This window comes from Polaribacter sp. 2405UD43-2 (assembly GCF_058147125.1).
Genome location: NZ_JBYVJX010000001.1, coordinates 459790 through 475008, shown reverse-complemented (window position 1 = coordinate 475008; position 15219 = coordinate 459790). Strand labels below are relative to the sequence as shown.

13 protein-coding genes and 1 pseudogene are annotated in these 15219 nt (G+C 28.2%); 7 read left to right on the top strand and 7 right to left on the bottom strand.

Features of this window, described 5'->3' with window-relative positions:
- The first annotated feature begins 24 nt into the window (after positions 1–24).
- The 6 genes from fabG (at position 25) to ACY2RX_RS02355 (ending at position 7359) form a co-directional block, all read left to right on the top strand.
- Entirely contained in the window at positions 25–771 is a 747-nt protein-coding gene (gene fabG / locus ACY2RX_RS02380; RefSeq protein ID WP_490102348.1) for a 3-oxoacyl-[acyl-carrier-protein] reductase, read from the top strand.
- Positions 772–910: 139 nt separating this feature from the next.
- A complete protein-coding gene (locus ACY2RX_RS02375; protein WP_490102347.1) occupies positions 911–2938 on the top strand; it encodes a VWA domain-containing protein in 2028 nt (675 codons plus the stop codon).
- Positions 2939–2967: 29 nt separating this feature from the next.
- A complete protein-coding gene (locus ACY2RX_RS02370) occupies positions 2968–3306 on the top strand; it encodes a hypothetical protein (RefSeq protein WP_490102346.1) in 339 nt (112 codons plus the stop codon).
- A 77-nt stretch (positions 3307–3383) separates the two neighbouring features.
- Positions 3384–5540: a TonB-dependent receptor gene (locus ACY2RX_RS02365; RefSeq protein ID WP_490102345.1), complete on the top strand. Its 2157-nt coding sequence runs from the start codon at positions 3384–3386 to the stop codon at positions 5538–5540.
- A gap of 58 nt (positions 5541–5598) precedes the next feature.
- Entirely contained in the window at positions 5599–6486 is an 888-nt protein-coding gene (locus ACY2RX_RS02360; protein WP_490102344.1) for a cation diffusion facilitator family transporter, read from the top strand.
- Between the two features lie 42 nt (positions 6487–6528).
- On the top strand, positions 6529–7359 hold the full coding sequence (locus tag ACY2RX_RS02355; protein WP_490102343.1) for a prohibitin family protein: 831 nt from the start codon (positions 6529–6531) through the stop codon (positions 7357–7359).
- A gap of 75 nt (positions 7360–7434) precedes the next feature.
- Here the strand turns inward: ACY2RX_RS02355 and ACY2RX_RS02350 are convergent.
- Positions 7435–7932: pseudogene (locus ACY2RX_RS02350) on the bottom strand (IS256 family transposase); the annotation flags it as partial.
- A gap of 293 nt (positions 7933–8225) precedes the next feature.
- On the bottom strand, positions 8226–9086 hold the full coding sequence (locus ACY2RX_RS02345; protein WP_490102342.1) for a hypothetical protein: 861 nt from the start codon (positions 9084–9086) through the stop codon (positions 8226–8228).
- A gap of 246 nt (positions 9087–9332) precedes the next feature.
- Between ACY2RX_RS02345 and ACY2RX_RS02340 the strand changes: the two genes are divergently transcribed.
- Positions 9333–9818, top strand: a complete 486-nt coding sequence (locus ACY2RX_RS02340) for a DinB family protein (protein ID WP_490102341.1) — start codon at positions 9333–9335, stop codon at positions 9816–9818.
- On the opposite strand, the gene ACY2RX_RS02335 is transcribed toward ACY2RX_RS02340, so the two are convergent.
- From ACY2RX_RS02335 to ACY2RX_RS02315, 5 genes are read right to left on the bottom strand one after another with little or no spacing between them, the layout of a single operon-like run.
- On the bottom strand, positions 9802–10803 hold the full coding sequence (locus ACY2RX_RS02335; protein WP_490102340.1) for a DUF6695 family protein: 1002 nt from the start codon (positions 10801–10803) through the stop codon (positions 9802–9804). The two genes, ACY2RX_RS02340 and ACY2RX_RS02335, sit on opposite strands and share 17 nt — an antisense overlap.
- 5 nt (positions 10804–10808) lie before the next feature.
- Positions 10809–11051 carry a DUF6095 family protein gene (locus tag ACY2RX_RS02330; RefSeq protein WP_490102339.1) on the bottom strand — a complete coding sequence of 81 codons (243 nt, stop codon included), beginning with the start codon at positions 11049–11051 and terminating at the stop codon, positions 10809–10811.
- A complete protein-coding gene (murQ, locus tag ACY2RX_RS02325) occupies positions 11048–11860 on the bottom strand; it encodes an N-acetylmuramic acid 6-phosphate etherase (RefSeq protein WP_490102338.1) in 813 nt (270 codons plus the stop codon). Before murQ ends, ACY2RX_RS02330 begins: the two co-directional genes overlap by 4 nt.
- 54 nt (positions 11861–11914) lie before the next feature.
- Complete coding sequence (locus ACY2RX_RS02320) at positions 11915–12745, bottom strand: DUF4249 family protein (RefSeq protein WP_490102337.1); 831 nt, start codon at positions 12743–12745, stop codon at positions 11915–11917.
- 4 nt (positions 12746–12749) lie between these two features.
- Positions 12750–15131: a TonB-dependent receptor gene (locus tag ACY2RX_RS02315; protein ID WP_490102336.1), complete on the bottom strand. Its 2382-nt coding sequence runs from the start codon at positions 15129–15131 to the stop codon at positions 12750–12752.
- Positions 15132–15219: the final 88 nt, after the last annotated feature.

Below are 15219 nucleotides of genomic sequence, written 5' to 3'. Positions count from 1 at the left end.
TGCTTTAAAAACAACTAAAACAATATGAAATTACTAGAAAACAAATCTGCAATTATTACAGGTGCTACAAGAGGTATAGGACGTGGAATTGCTATTGAATTCGCCAAACAAGGAGCAAACGTAGCTTTTACTTACAGTGCTTCTGTAGCTGCTGCAAATGCTTTAGAAGAAGAATTAAAAACTTTTGGAGTTTCTGCTAAAGGATATCAATCTAACGCAGCAGATTTTAATGCTGCACAAGAGTTAGCCAAAGATGTTTTAAAAGAATTTGGGTCTATAGATATTTTAGTAAACAACGCTGGTATTACAAAAGACAATTTGTTAATGCGTATTACTGAAGAAGATTTTGATAAAGTAATAGAAGTAAACCTAAAATCGGTTTTTAACTTAACAAAAGCGGTTATTCGCCCAATGATGAAACAAAGAGCAGGTTCTATTATTAATATGAGTTCTGTGGTGGGTTTAAAAGGCAATGCAGGTCAAACCAATTATGCAGCATCTAAAGCCGGTATTGTAGGTTTTTCTAAATCTGTAGCTTTAGAATTAGGCTCTAGAAATATTAGAAGTAATGTTGTAGCGCCTGGTTTTATAGAAACTGAAATGACAGCAAAATTAGACGAAGCTACAGTACAAGGTTGGAGAGATGGAATCCCTTTAAAAAGAGGAGGTCAGCCTATAGATATTGCCAATGCTTGTGTGTTTTTAGCCTCAGATATGAGTGCTTATATTACAGGACAAACAATATCTGTAGATGGTGGAATGTTAACATAATCTTTTAATTTATAACATTCTGAACTTGTTTTAGAATCTTATTAAAAGAATAAAATATAAAAAAACCTGTAACAATTTAACGTTGCAGGTTTTTCTTTTTTAGATAGTTCTTTATATCTTCACAATAAATAAAAATCAGTTGCAGACAACTACTATTTTATATCTAATTATTGCACTATTACTGAGTATTTTAGTAGCGTATTTTCAGTATTATTACAAAGTAAAAAGTACACCCAAAATTCATATTTTATTATTTATACTTAAAACGTTGGCGTTATTTTTATTGATTTTACTATGGATAAACCCAACCATTAAAAATACTGAATTAGAAAATACAAAACCTGTTTTGGCTGTTTTGGTTGATAATTCTAAATCTATTTCTTTTTTTAAAGAGCAAAATACAGTAAAAGAGTTTTTAACTTTTTTAAAGAGCGATAAAGACTTAAATGATAAATTCGATGTTCAAGAATTTACTTTTGGCAAAGAAATAAACATAAAAGATAGCTTAACTTTTAATGGTATTTATACAAACATTTCTGAAGCTGTACATCAAACAAACCAATTGTTTAAAGACAAAATAGCACCCATTGTATTGTTAACAGATGGTAATCAAACTATTGGAAATAATTATGAATTTATCAATTCTAAACAAAAAATATATCCTGTAGTTTTTGGCGATACAATTGTATATAAAGATTTAAAAATTACTCAGTTAAATGTAAATAAGTACAGTTATATTAAAAATAAATTTCCGGTAGAAGTTTTACTAAATTATAATGGTAAAGAAGCAGTAACTACTCAGTTTAGAATTACTAAAAAAGGAAAAACTATTTTTTCTAAAAGAGTTCGTTTTACAGCAAAAGAAAATTCAAAAACCATTATTACAAACCTAACTTCTAGCAAAGAAGGATTGCAATATTATAACGCAACCATTCAGAAAATTATTGGTGAAAAAAACACAAAAAATAATACAAAAAACTTTTCTGTAGAAGTTATTGATGAGCAAACAAAAGTATTGATTTTAACTGCTATTTTGCATCCAGATTTAGGTGCCATAAAAAAAGCGATAGAAAGTAACAAACAACGTTCTGTAGATATTTTAAAAATAGACGAATTTAAAGATCAAGTCTCTGATTATCAGTTAGTAATTCTGTATCAGCCTGATGTGCGTTTTAATAAAGTTCTAAATAAAATCAAACAAAATAATAGTAATTATTTTCTAATTTCTGGGGCGAATACAGATTGGAATTTTATCAATAGAAAACAGTTAGGTTTTACTAAAAAAGCCATCAATAAAACAGAAAATTATAATGCCGTTTTTAATGATGGTTTTCTAACTTTTTTACAAAAAGATATTGCCTTTCATCAATTTCCGCCTTTAAAAGACAAATTTGGAGAAGTTTTGATAACCAAAGAATATCAAAATTTATTGTCTCAAAATATAAACGGACTCACCACAGAACAGCCTTTATTAACTACTTTTGAGCAGAACAACCAAAAAGCAGCAATTTTACTAGGAGAAGGTATTTGGAAATGGAGAGCTGCCAGTTTTTTAAACAGCAATTCTTTTAAAGAATTTGATGAGTTTTTAGGGAATTTGGTACAATATTTAGCATCAAATAAAAAAAGAAGTCGTTTAGAAGTGAATGCAGAAAGTTTATATTCTGCCAATTCAACTATAAATATATCAGCATTTTACACCGATAAAAATTATAAATTCGATGCAAGAGCATCATTAGAAATTACCATTACAAATACAGCTACAAAGAAAGTAACTAAATTGCCTTTATCTTTAATTAATAACTCTTTTCAGGTAGAAATAGAAAATCTTTCTTCAGGAAATTATACTTACAAAGTTTCCGTTTTTAATCAAAACGTACATAAATACGGACAATTTAAAATTACTGATTATCAAATAGAAGAACAATTTACCAATGCCAATAAAGAGAAACTTCAAAAATTAGCCAATAAAGCAGGAGGGAAGCTGTTTTATAAAAATCAACAAAAAGATTTAATAAAAGAGTTGTTAGAAAATAAAAGTTATTACACAACACAAAAATCAATACAAACAGCACAAAATTTAATTGATTTTAAATCGATTTTATTTCTCATAATCTCCTTATTTACAGTAGAGTGGTTTGTTAGAAAATATTATGGAAAAATTTAAATTTTCCTTATTTTTGTAATTATAAATTTATGAAAAATATTGTTGTTATAGTATGCTGTTTTTTGTTGCTTACACCACCAATGCAAGCGCATACAGATATTGTTGTTTATAATGACACACTTGAAAACCATATTGAGGTTGATCATCATCATCAAATAGAACACCATAAGAATGATTCTGACGATGAAAAAAACACAGAACATCATCATCATTGTAGTTCTATAAGTCTTATTAATGTTTTTATTCCAACAGAAAATCAGATAAAAATAACTGATTATCTACAAATAAAAGAAGTAATTCTTTATAATAATACTTCAAATCATTCTTCTTATTTAGGTCGTATTTTTCAACCTCCAAAGAGTTTTTAAATTATAATTAAATGCATCTTTTTACGCTTAAAGATGTCTATTCTTTACAATTTTATAATTTAAAAAGTGAATTAAAAATGATTAAAAATATATTAATAATCCTTTTTATAGGATTTTTTGCCAATACAACATTGGCGCAAAACAAAGTGCAAGTAAAAGTAATTGCAGAAGAAACAAAAGAAGTTATTTTTGGAGCAAATATTCTGATAAAGAATACTAATATTGGAAATACAACCGATTTTGATGGTTTTGCTACCATAAAAAATATTCCTAACGGAAATCAGACATTATTAATCTCTTATATTGGGTTTAAAACGGTTGAAATAAAACTTGTTTTTCCAAGAAAAAATACAGTGGTTAATGTTGAGTTGCATCAAAATGAAGAAGCTTTAGAAACTATTGTAATACAATCTACCAGAAGTAAAAGAACTATTGCAAAAATACCCACCAGAATAGAAATAGTTGGGTTAGAAGAATTAGGTGAAAAAGCTATTATGAATTCTACCAATATTGCTATGCTTTTAAGAGAAAGTACAGGAATTCAAATGCAGCAAACATCTGCCAATTCTGCAAATCAGAGTATAAGAATACAAGGTTTAGATGGTAGATTTACACAACTTTTAAAAGATGGTTTTCCTTTATTTGGTGGTTTTTCTAGCGGATTAAGCATTATGCAAATTCCGCCTTTAGATTTACAGCAAGTAGAAATTATTAAAGGGAGTTCCTCTACTTTATATGGTGGTGGCGCCATTGCTGGTTTGGTAAATTTGGTTTCTAAAACACCTAAAGATGAAGCTGAATTAAATGTAATGTTAGATGTTACTTCTAGAAACGGAAAAACTTTAAACGCTTTTTATAGCAAGAGAAATAATAATTTTGGAATGTCATTTTATGCTTCAGGAAATCTACAAAAAGCCGTAGATGTAAATGCAGATCACTTTTCTGATATTCCTAAAGTAAAAAGTTTTAGTGTAAATCCTTCATTTTTTTATTACCCAAATGAAAATGAAACTTGGAGGTTGAGTTTAAATGCTAACATAGAAAATAGAATTGGTGGAGATGTTGCTGTAATCCGTAAAAATTCTAGTGCAAATCACTCTTTTTTTGAAGAGAACAAATCGCAAAGATTTGGAACTCAATTAACTTACAAAAATAGTATTTCAGAAAATAAAAGTTTTAATTTTAAAAATAGTTTGAGTTTTTTTAATAGAAATTTAATGCTGCCCAATTATCAATTTAAAGGAAAACAATTTGCAACCTATACAGAAGCTGCTTATAACCTTTTTTCAGCAAAATCTGAATGGGTTTTTGGAGCAAATATTATTACTGAAAACTTTACAGAAAATCCAACAACAGCTATAAATAGAAGTTACAATCAAAATACTTTTGGTGGTTTTACGCAAAATAGTTGGCAATTAAGAGAAAATATGACTTTAGAAAGTGGTTTAAGAACAGACTATAACAATAATTATGGAGTTTTTATTTTGCCAAGAGTTTCGCTTTTTATAGAGTATAATAATAAATTTTCCTCTAGAATTGGCGGAGGATTAGGATATAAAATTCCAAGTATATTTACTGAAGACTCAGAATTACGTTCTTATAAAAACGTATTGCCTCTTAATACTTCTAATTTTAAAGCAGAAACTTCTATTGGTTTTAATGCGGATGCTAATTATAAAACAAAAATTTTTAATGATAATGTTTCGCTTTCATTCAATCAATTATTTTTCTATACACAATTAAAAAATTCATTAATTTTAGAACAAAAAGGAACAGATTATCAATTTATAAATGCAAGTAAACCTTTAAATAGTATAGGTTTTGAAACAAATTTAAAGTTAAAATATAAACACTTTACGTTGTTTACAAATTATGCTTTTAATGATGTTAAAATGAATAATAAACAAAAAACATTAACACCAAAGCATAGTTTTGGAGGCGTTTTAATGTACGAAGTTCACGATAATTGGAGAGTTGGTTATGAGGCTTATTACAAAAGTTCTCAGTTAAGAAGTAATTTTACAGAAACGCCTAATTTTTGGACAATGGGTTTTATGGTAATGAAAACATTTAACAAGTTAAGCGTTTATGTAAACTTCGAAAATTTTACAGATACCAAACAACAAAATTATCAGTCTATGATTATAGCACCCCATAATAATCCTACATTTACAGATATTTGGGCACCAACAGATGGGTTTATTTTTAATACAGGAATTCTGTTAAAATTATAGTCACAAATCAATCAATAGTTGCATCCTTTTAAAATTTTAAAGTCTATTCATAAAAAATATGGGGCATAATCATCAACATAATTCATCAACAGAAAATATAAGTACTGCTTTTTTTCTGAATTTATTCTTTACTATCGTAGAGTTTTTTGGCGGAATTTATACCAACAGTTTAGCAATTACTTCAGATGCTATTCATGATTTAGGCGATAGTTTAAGTCTTGGAATGGCTTGGTATTTACAAAAACAATCTAACAAAAAAGCTACAAAAACATATTCTTACGGCTTTAAAAGGTTGTCTCTTTTAGGTGCAATTATTAATTCAATAGTTTTATTAGTTGGTTCAATTTTTATCATTTTAGAAGCAATTCCTAGAATTATAACACCAGAAGAATCTGATGCAAAAGGTATGATGTGGTTTGCAATTTTAGGAATTATTGTAAACGGAGCAGCAGTTTTAAAACTAAGAAAAGGAACATCAATAAACGAAAGAGTGGTTTCTTTACACATGTTAGAAGATGTTTTAGGATGGGTGGCAGTTTTAATAGCAAGTACTATTATGCAATTTTGGGACGTACCCGTTTTAGATCCAATTTTATCACTTTTAATTGCCTCATTTATTTTATTTAACGTGTTTAGAAACGGCAAAGAAAGTATCAGAATTATTTTACAAGGAACCCCAATAAAAATTTCTTCGGATGAAATTAAAACTCAAGTTTTAAAATTTGATGAAGTAAACAGCATTCACGATTGCCATTTATGGACTATGGATGGAGAATATAATATTTTAACAATGCATTTAATTGTTGATGAATCTCTTAATTGGGAAAAAGGGAAAAACCTTAAAAATAAGATTAGAAAGCTTTTACACGATGATTTTAGTTTAGAACACGTTACTTTAGAGTTAGAAATAATAAATGAAGATTGTGAGTACATCAATTGTGTGTGATAAACTTATATTGTAAATTTGAAAAAATTAAAAACAAACAAAATGGCAAATAATCAAGTAGATATTAAGTTTCCAAAAGGAGGCGTATTTTTTATCATATTAGCAGTATTAGCAATAATTTTATTCTCAAAATCTACCACAACTATAGGACCAGGTGAAGGTGGTGTTATTTTTGAAACTTTAGGTGATGGTATCAATACAGACAAAACGTATGGAGAAGGATTTCATATTGTTTTACCTTGGAACAAGATGATTATCAGGAAAGTACGTCAGCAATCTATTTCTGATGAAATGAATGTACTTTCTGTAAACGGATTAGAGGTAAAAGTAAATGGTACAGTTTGGTACGAACCAGAATTTAATAATTTAGGTTTATTAATTAAAACTAAAGGAGAAGATTATGAACGTGAATTATTAGATCCTGCAATTAATGCAGCTGCAAGAAGCGTTGTTGGGCGTTACACACCAGAACAACTGTATTCTAGTAAAAGAGATGTAATTGAACAGGAAATTTTAGAAGAAGTAAAAAAATTGTTAAAAGATCAATACTTACTTGTAAAAAGAGTTTTGGTAGAAGATGTTAAATTACCACCAACAATTAGAACAGCCATTGAAACAAAGTTAAAGCAAGAGCAAGAATCTTTAGAGTATGAATTTAGAATTGCAAAAGCACAAAAAGAAGCAGAAAGACAAAAAATTGATGCAGAAGGTAAAGCAACTGCAAACAAAATTTTAAGTGCTTCTTTAACCGATAAAATTCTGCAAGAAAAAGGTATTGAAGCTACTTTAAAATTATCAGAATCTCCTAACAGTAAGGTAATTGTAATTGGTTCTGGTAAATCTGGAATGCCAATTATTTTAGGAAATCAGTAATTTAGAATCTAATTAATTTTAGAAAGACACTGTCCAGAATTTTGTGTAAATAGAATTTCAGAGGGTTTAACTAATTTAGAGTTGAACCCTTTTTTCAAATATAGTTAAAAATTGATTTAATGTTAGTCCCCAATTATGAATGGGTTGCGTCCATTTCTTCGTGACTTGCATAAGTGCTAAATAAACCGATTTTTTAAGCGCATCATCCGTAGGTAGTGTTATTTTGTTTTTAGTGTATTTTCTAATTTTCCGTTTAAGTTTTCTATTAAATTAGTGGTATAAATTATCTTTCTAATTTCTAACGGGAAGTCAAAAAAGACAGTGAGTTCTTCCCTGTTTTGTTTCCAAGAACGCACAGCATATGGATATTTATGGTTCCATTTTTCTGCAAATCGTTCTAGTTCTGCTGCTGCCATTTCTTTATTAGGTGTATTATAAATATGTTTTATATCAGCTGTAAAAGCTTTTTTATCTTTCCAAACCACATAACGAGAAGAGTTTCGTATTTGGTGCACTACACAGATTTGAGTATCTTGCTGTTGGGAAGATATTTTTGATAGATTGGGTAAATCCATAAATTTCTTGAAATTCATCTTCAATATCAGAAACACTCTTTAGCATATAAAGAAATTACAATATTTTCTACAGATAATGAATTGCTCTTGTGTTTAAGGGACTACAATGGGTTCAAAACTACCTTCTCGATCTCTTGGAACTTCTTATTTGACTCTTCCTAAATTCAGTCTTAATATGCTTTAATGTACTTCCATTACGGCTGTTAGTATGTACTGGTTTTGTTTTTTGGATGCTGCCATATTTGAAAGCAGGATTAAATTATGAAAAATCTAATCCTGTAATTTTAAACACTAAAGCGTTCTCCTTTTTCTTTCATTATTTGTTGATCTTTCTACTTTACGTTTTGTAGCTTTTCTAATGTTTCTATTTGTTGTATTCGGTTTTCTATAAGAAGTATTAGTACTATTTCTTCTATTGAGTGTAGTTCTTCTTTTAGAATCTATTGTTCTCGATTTTCTGTAAGAATTATTTTTATCTCTATTATTTCTTATGATACTTTTTCTTTTAGTAGAAACAGCTTTTCTTCTTCTAAGAATTTTACTTCTTTTACCAGTTCTAGCATTTGGTTTTGCTCTGTAATAATAGTAGTTATTATCTTCTCTAATTTTTGAGTAGTTTCTCCTAAAATCATTTCTATAGAAATAAGAGTCATTATAATCACAAATATCTCCAAAGTTTAAATTAATTCTAACACCATTATAATGATAGAAATTATCTTTTACATTTCCGTAAAATACAGGATATCCCCATCTGTCATAACGTACTTGTAAATTTCCAACATTGGTTAATCTTCCTCTGTAATATTTTATAAAAACATTTCCAATTCTTGTTACATTTCCATAGAAATCATAGTTAATAAAAGTGTTTCCTATTCTTCTAATTCTACCTCTGTAATCTCTATCAATTCTTACACCAATGTTTCTTCTAGTGCGTCTGCCATTATAATCGTAATAAGTGCTGTTGTAGGTAGTGTCAAAATCAAATTCACCATTTGTAAAAACAAAAAATTCTACACCACGTTCTACAAAGTTTACTGAGTTTTCATATGTGTAATCAAACCCAAATCTATCTAAAAAGTTGTTGCCATTTTTGGCTTCAACAGTAGAAACCATTACAAATAATCCTAATAATAAAAGTATTCTTTTTTTCATAATATATGGTTTTAAGGGTTTTGCCTACTCTAAAAACTTTTCGGCTTCCGTATTTGCTAATCATATTTTCAAAGAGTATGCCAAAAAAATAGTATTATTATTAAACTACTTTTTTTGATGTAAAATAAATACTTAAAATGCTTGTTTTTAGATGTTTATTTAATCTTGAAAATAGAATAGAAAAAAGAGAAAGAATTTGTAAATTTAGCAACGATAATTCGACAATAGAACTGAATAACTTATTTTATGATTAAAGCAATAGAGAAAAATTTAGAGAGAGGAATAAAATTATTAAATTCTATTACTGATGATCAGTATTCAGATACATCAATAGCACCCTATTTTTCGAGTATTGGAGGTCATATTCGCCATATTTTAGATGTGTATTCTTGTGTTTTTGAGGCTTTATCAAATAATAGCGCTGTTTATTTAAACAAAAGAAACAGAAATGAGTTGATTGAACAGCGTGCAAATCTAGGAGTTGAATATTTTGAGTCTATTATTAATCAACTTAAAACTATACAAAATTTAGAACAACAAGTAGAAGTAATAGATGATTTAGGTTTAGGTATAGAATCTGCAAAGTATTCTTTAGGAGCAATTTTAATGCAGGCTCACAGCCATACAATTCATCATTTTGCAAGTATTGGATATGTAATTTATCAATTAGGAATTGAATTACCAGATGCAGATTTTGGTTATAACCCTACAACTCCTAAGTTAAAAATTTAGATTTTAAACAAAACATTTTTCCATTTTGCTCTATGTAAACCTCTTTACAGTTTGTAGCGTGTAAAAACGTATGAGGCTCTCTATGGTTAAAAGCACTTTTCTTTAAATTAAAAAAACCTTCAAAATCTTTGAGCCCTTCAGATGTATGTCTTGATATTTTATAAGTTTTAGCATCAATTTTTTCTTCAATTTTAAACCAAGCTCCACTTCCAATTCCTCCTAGCCAAGTTGCATTTTCTAATTCAAAAACTTTTTTATTGGGTAATTCTGTTCCAATTAAATTTGGCTGAACATTAAATTTCTTAAAAAAAGAAGTTCTGTATTCTTTAATTATAGATCTATTTTTGTACGTTTTAAATTGTTGATTTTTTATTTCGAAAATGATATTTGTTGATGTGCCTTTTATAACATTGCCAATAGGACTTGGAGTAAAAAGATTAGAGGTTTTAAGCTGAGATTTTATTTTTTTGTTTAAAGTTGATGCAATAATTGTGTCTGTTACAAACCTTGCACAATTAGTTCCTTTTTTTATAAAAGCGCCATAAGGAATTTCTTTTCTATTGATAAGTGAATCAATAAAAATTTTAGCTTTTTGGTAATGAATTTCTGTATTTATAGTGGCAACCAATCTACCTTTTCCATGTGTTTTTTCTGGATGCTTTTCTAGCCAAAGTAAAATTTCTTCAAGGTTGATTAATTCATTATTTTTAAACTTTGCATTTATTGGGATGCTCAATTCAGGATCTGTTTCTTTAGAGCGAACACGTCCATTTCCATAACTCGTTATATACCTACCAAAATCAAAATAATTAATTTCAGCGTTTCCTTTTTTAATCAACAATAAAGCAGCGTGCCCAGCTTGTACAGCGTGTTTGCCTCCAATACCAATTAATGGCCAAATTTTACTGGAAAATTCCCAGTAAGCAGGTCTTACTACAGTATCAGGATAAGATAAAATTACTATAATTCCGTCAGAATTTTGCATTCTATTTAATTATTAAATAAAGCTTTTAATAAAATTTTAAAAGTTTTAAAAGCAAAAAATACTGTAAAAATAATTAAAATTATTGCTGCAAATAATAGAATATAGGATATGAATTCTTTAGGTGTATTTTCAAACTTTTTTAAAGCCTTAAAACTTATTGTAAGTAATATTGGCGAAGCAATAAAAAGAAAAATTAAAATACCTAAAAACTTTAAACCTTTTCCTAATAAGTTTACGTTAGTGCTCATTTTTTATAATTTTTAATTGCATTTCTTACATTGCCATATTTTTCTAATAAATCACTTGCTTTTTCTTGGTCGATATTTAGTTCTTTTGCTAACATTTTTTGACCTCTTTCTACCAGTTTATTATTAGAAAGTTGCATATCTACCATTTTGTTTCCTTTTACTTTTCCTAATTGAATCATTGTAGCAGTAGACAACATATTTAAAACCAATTTTTGCGCAGTTCCTGCTTTCATTCTAGAGCTTCCTGTTACAAATTCGGGGCCTACAATTACTTCTACTGGATGTTGTACTGTTTTTGATAATGGACTATTTTTATTGCAAGTTATACAGCCTGTAATAATATCATTTTTATTACATTTTTCTAAAGCAGCAATTACATAAGGTGTTGTGCCAGAGGCAGCAATACCAATTACAATATCTTTGTTAGAAATTTGATGTTTTTGTAAATCTATCCAACCTTGGGTTGTAGAATCTTCTGCAAATTCAACAGCTTTTCTAATGGCAGAATCTCCACCAGCAATTAAGCCCACAACTAACTCGTGTGGAACACCAAATGTTGGCGGACACTCAGAGGCATCAACAATGCCTAAACGTCCAGAAGTGCCTGCGCCAATATAAAAAAGTCTTCCACCAATCTGTAATTTATTTACAATTTGAGATGTTAAAATTTCAATTTGAGGTAAAGCTTTTTCTACAGCCAAAGCAACTGTTTTATCTTCCTTATTAATGTTAGTTAATAAATCTGTAACAGACATCTTTTCTAGATGATTGTAGTTAGATTCTTGCTCTGTGGTTTTTATAAAATTCATTAATCAAAAATACATTTTTTATATTCTGAATAATGATTTATGGCTAAGTTATTGTTACTTTTTTATTATATTTATACTAAAAGTATCGGTTTCCGAAATATGAAAATAGCCTAAAGGAAAATTTTTAGAGTTGGTTGTATTAATCATATTTCCTAAAAGTGATGAAGGTACAGATTGAAATGGTCCACCAGCATTTTGTCCACTTTGGTCTATTAAAATTCTATAATAGGTGTAATATTCTTTAGTTACACCAGAAAGTTTTACAACTAAAGTTGATGGTATTTTTATTTTAGCCATATCTATGTAATATGAAAAATTATATTCAGAACCATTTAAAAATTTATCTTCAATTGTTACAAAATTATTGTAGCCAAAATGAAATAAATAATAGTTTTCTTTTGTGCCATCATCTGTAAATGCTGCTTTTATTTCTATCTCATCACCAGAAAAAAGAGTGTTATCTCCTTGTTGAATATTATTTATAATTGCAGATTTAATTTTTGTAGCTTTTCCTTTATAAATTTCATTATTATAAATAACTGTTAACTCATATTCTGTATCATCTTTTGGAATAAATGAAGTTATTGGAGTGTAGTTTCCAACAGCTTTTTTATCAAAAAAATTAATTACAGTATTGTTTGATAAGTTTGTTAGAAAAACTTTTGCGTTGGTTACTGTAGGAATTTTATCATCAAAATAATCTGCTGATAATCTTAGTTTTACAACAGTATTTGCAGTTACAGGGCTTTGATTAAATAGAACTTCAAAAGAAGCATCAATAATTAATTTTGGTGCAATTGATGGAACATCTACTTCTACTACTTTCTCGCAACTTGCAAAAAAGAAGAACATTAGAATTGGAAGTATAAGTATCTTTTTTATCATCATTCTAAAATTTAAAGTTATAGGTTACAGAAGGAACTAAACCAAAAATGGATGTTTGTAAAGCCTCATTTCTCATAGTTTTATCATTCTGTTTAAAATTTATAGCAGCTGCATTTTGGCGTCCATACAAATTATAAATACCAAAAACCCATTCTGCTTGCCATTTTCTGTTTTTGTTTTTTTTGGGTGTTAATGTTGCAGAAATATCTAATCTGTGATATGTTGGCAATCTGTCTGCATTTCTTCTGTTATCATCATAAATAGGTACGTTTAAACCTTGTATTTGATATTGACCTACAGGATAGTTTGTAGGTTGCCCAGTTTGAAAAATAAAATTGGAGTTAAATTTCCATTTTTTATTCAATTCATAACTTGCATTTATAGAAATATCGTGGGTTTTGTCATAAGGAGTATTGTACCATTCACCTCTATTAATTCCAGGTTCATTTGCATTTCTTCCGGGTGTTTTTTGTTCAGATTTAGAAAGTGTATATGAAAACCAACCTTTTAGTTTTCCTTCATTTTTTTTGAATAATATTTCTAAACCATAAGCCCTTGATATACCGTTTAAAATAACCGTTTCTATTTCGTTGTTTGCAACTAAGTTTGCACCATTTATATAATCGATTCTGTTTTTAATATCTTTATAAAAAGCTTCAGTTTGTATAGAATAATCTCCATTTTTTATGGTTTTAAAATAGCCTATTGCATATTGGTCTAGCAATTGTGGTTTTATATATTTTCCACTTGGTGTCCAAACATCTAGTGGAGTAGGAGATGAGGTGTTAGATAATAAGTGTAAATACTGTGCCATTCTATTGTAACTAGTTTTTAGAGAAGTATTATCATCTAAAATATAAGACATAGAAATTCGGGGTTCAAAATTGTTAAAACTGCTAATAATGTTACTTCTGTTAAAAGTTTCTGTTCCTATTGCAACAGCAGATTCATATACTTTAAATTGATTATTATAAACTACAGGTTCATTGTTTTTGTAGATATTCAGTTCAGTTTGACCTAGCCTTGTAAAGTTGCTAAAACGAACACCATATTGTAATCTAAGTTTGTTGTTAATTTTATGCTCTGCATCTATATAAGCAGAAAATTCGTTAGCATATTTATCAATTAGTTTTTCTTCATTGATACCAGAATCTGGTCTATTTGGTATAATTTTACCTGGATTAAATTTTGTGTAAATATTATTGATGCCGTAACTTAATTTTAAGTTATTATTTAAAAAGTGATTAAAATCATATTTAAGGTTGTAATTTGTAATACCAGAATCCCACTCAAAGCCAATAAAATCTAGTGTTAATCCGTAGAAATAATCAGAATAAATTAATGACAAATTAGAAAATAGTTTATCAGAAAAAAGATGATTCCAACGTAAATTAGCAACTTGATTTCCATATGTATTTACAAAATTATCATTAATACCAAAAACATCTTTTCCAAAATATCCAGAGAAGAAAATATTATTTCTATCATTTAAACGGAAATTAATTTTAGTATTTAAATCGTAAAAATAGGCTTTGTTGTTATTATCAAACAGCGGTAAAAATAGATGTGCGTATGAAGATCTACCTCCAATAAGAAAAGAACTTTTTTCTTTTTTAATTGGGCCTTCTACTAATAATCTAGAAGAAACCAAACCAATACCACCAGTAATATTAAAGCTTTTACTGTTTCCTTCTTTTTGATAAATATCTAAAACTGAAGATAATCTTCCTCCGTATTTTGCAGGAATTCCGCCTTTATACAATTTAACGTCTTTAATAACATCTGGATTAAAAACCGAGAAAAAGCCAAATAAATGCGATGAATTAAAAACGGTTGCTTCATCTAATAAAATTAAATTTTGGTCTGCTGCTCCACCACGCACATTAAAACCAGAAGCTCCTTCGCCTGCGCTAGTTACACCAGGTAAAAGAATTAAAGATTTTATAATATCTGCTTCACCTAAAACCACAGGAATTTGCTTTATTGAAGCTGATGTTAGTTTGTTAACACTCATTTGTGGTGTTCTAACATTTAGGTTTTCAATATTGGTTTCTATAACAATTTCATCTAAACTTTGTGCTTCTTCTTTTAGTTTAAAGTTTTTAGTTAGTTTTTCTTTTAGGTTGATGTTTTCTATAATTGTGGAAAAACCTAAATAACTTACTTGAACTTTATAAATTCCTTTGGGTAAGGTAATTGAATAAAAACCATATTCGTTTGTGGTTGTTCCTGAGTTTAATTCTGGAAAATAAATTGAAACTCCTATTAAAGTTTCGTTATTATTTATATCGTAAGCTGTTCCGCTAATTGTAAATTTTTCTTGACTAATTAAAGATAGTGATGAAACTAGAAAAATTATAAATAAAGACTTCTTGGTGTTCAACATTTTTTGTTTAATGTTTTTTACATAATGATAAACAAAAGTAAGAATTTTAATGGTAATAAAAACAAAAGTCGATGTAAAACATCGACTT

Excerpts from the sequence above, each read along its gene's own strand:
- ACY2RX_RS02355 (WP_490102343.1), top strand. The coding sequence starts at position 6,529 with ATGGCAAATAATCAAGTAGATATTAAGTTTCCAAAAGGAGGCGTATTT.
- ACY2RX_RS02360 (WP_490102344.1), top strand. The coding sequence starts at position 5,599 with ATGGGGCATAATCATCAACATAATTCATCAACAGAAAATATAAGTACT.
- ACY2RX_RS02315 (WP_490102336.1), bottom strand. The coding sequence starts at position 15,131 with ATGTTGAACACCAAGAAGTCTTTATTTATAATTTTTCTAGTTTCATCA.
- ACY2RX_RS02365 (WP_490102345.1), top strand. The coding sequence starts at position 3,384 with ATGATTAAAAATATATTAATAATCCTTTTTATAGGATTTTTTGCCAAT.
- ACY2RX_RS02335 (WP_490102340.1), bottom strand. The coding sequence starts at position 10,803 with ATGCAAAATTCTGACGGAATTATAGTAATTTTATCTTATCCTGATACT.
- fabG (WP_490102348.1), top strand. The coding sequence starts at position 25 with ATGAAATTACTAGAAAACAAATCTGCAATTATTACAGGTGCTACAAGA.
- murQ (WP_490102338.1), bottom strand. The coding sequence starts at position 11,860 with ATGAATTTTATAAAAACCACAGAGCAAGAATCTAACTACAATCATCTA.
- ACY2RX_RS02330 (WP_490102339.1), bottom strand. The coding sequence starts at position 11,051 with ATGAGCACTAACGTAAACTTATTAGGAAAAGGTTTAAAGTTTTTAGGT.
- ACY2RX_RS02340 (WP_490102341.1), top strand. The coding sequence starts at position 9,333 with ATGATTAAAGCAATAGAGAAAAATTTAGAGAGAGGAATAAAATTATTA.
- ACY2RX_RS02345 (WP_490102342.1), bottom strand. The coding sequence starts at position 9,086 with ATGAAAAAAAGAATACTTTTATTATTAGGATTATTTGTAATGGTTTCT.
- ACY2RX_RS02370 (WP_490102346.1), top strand. The coding sequence starts at position 2,968 with ATGAAAAATATTGTTGTTATAGTATGCTGTTTTTTGTTGCTTACACCA.
- ACY2RX_RS02320 (WP_490102337.1), bottom strand. The coding sequence starts at position 12,745 with ATGATAAAAAAGATACTTATACTTCCAATTCTAATGTTCTTCTTTTTT.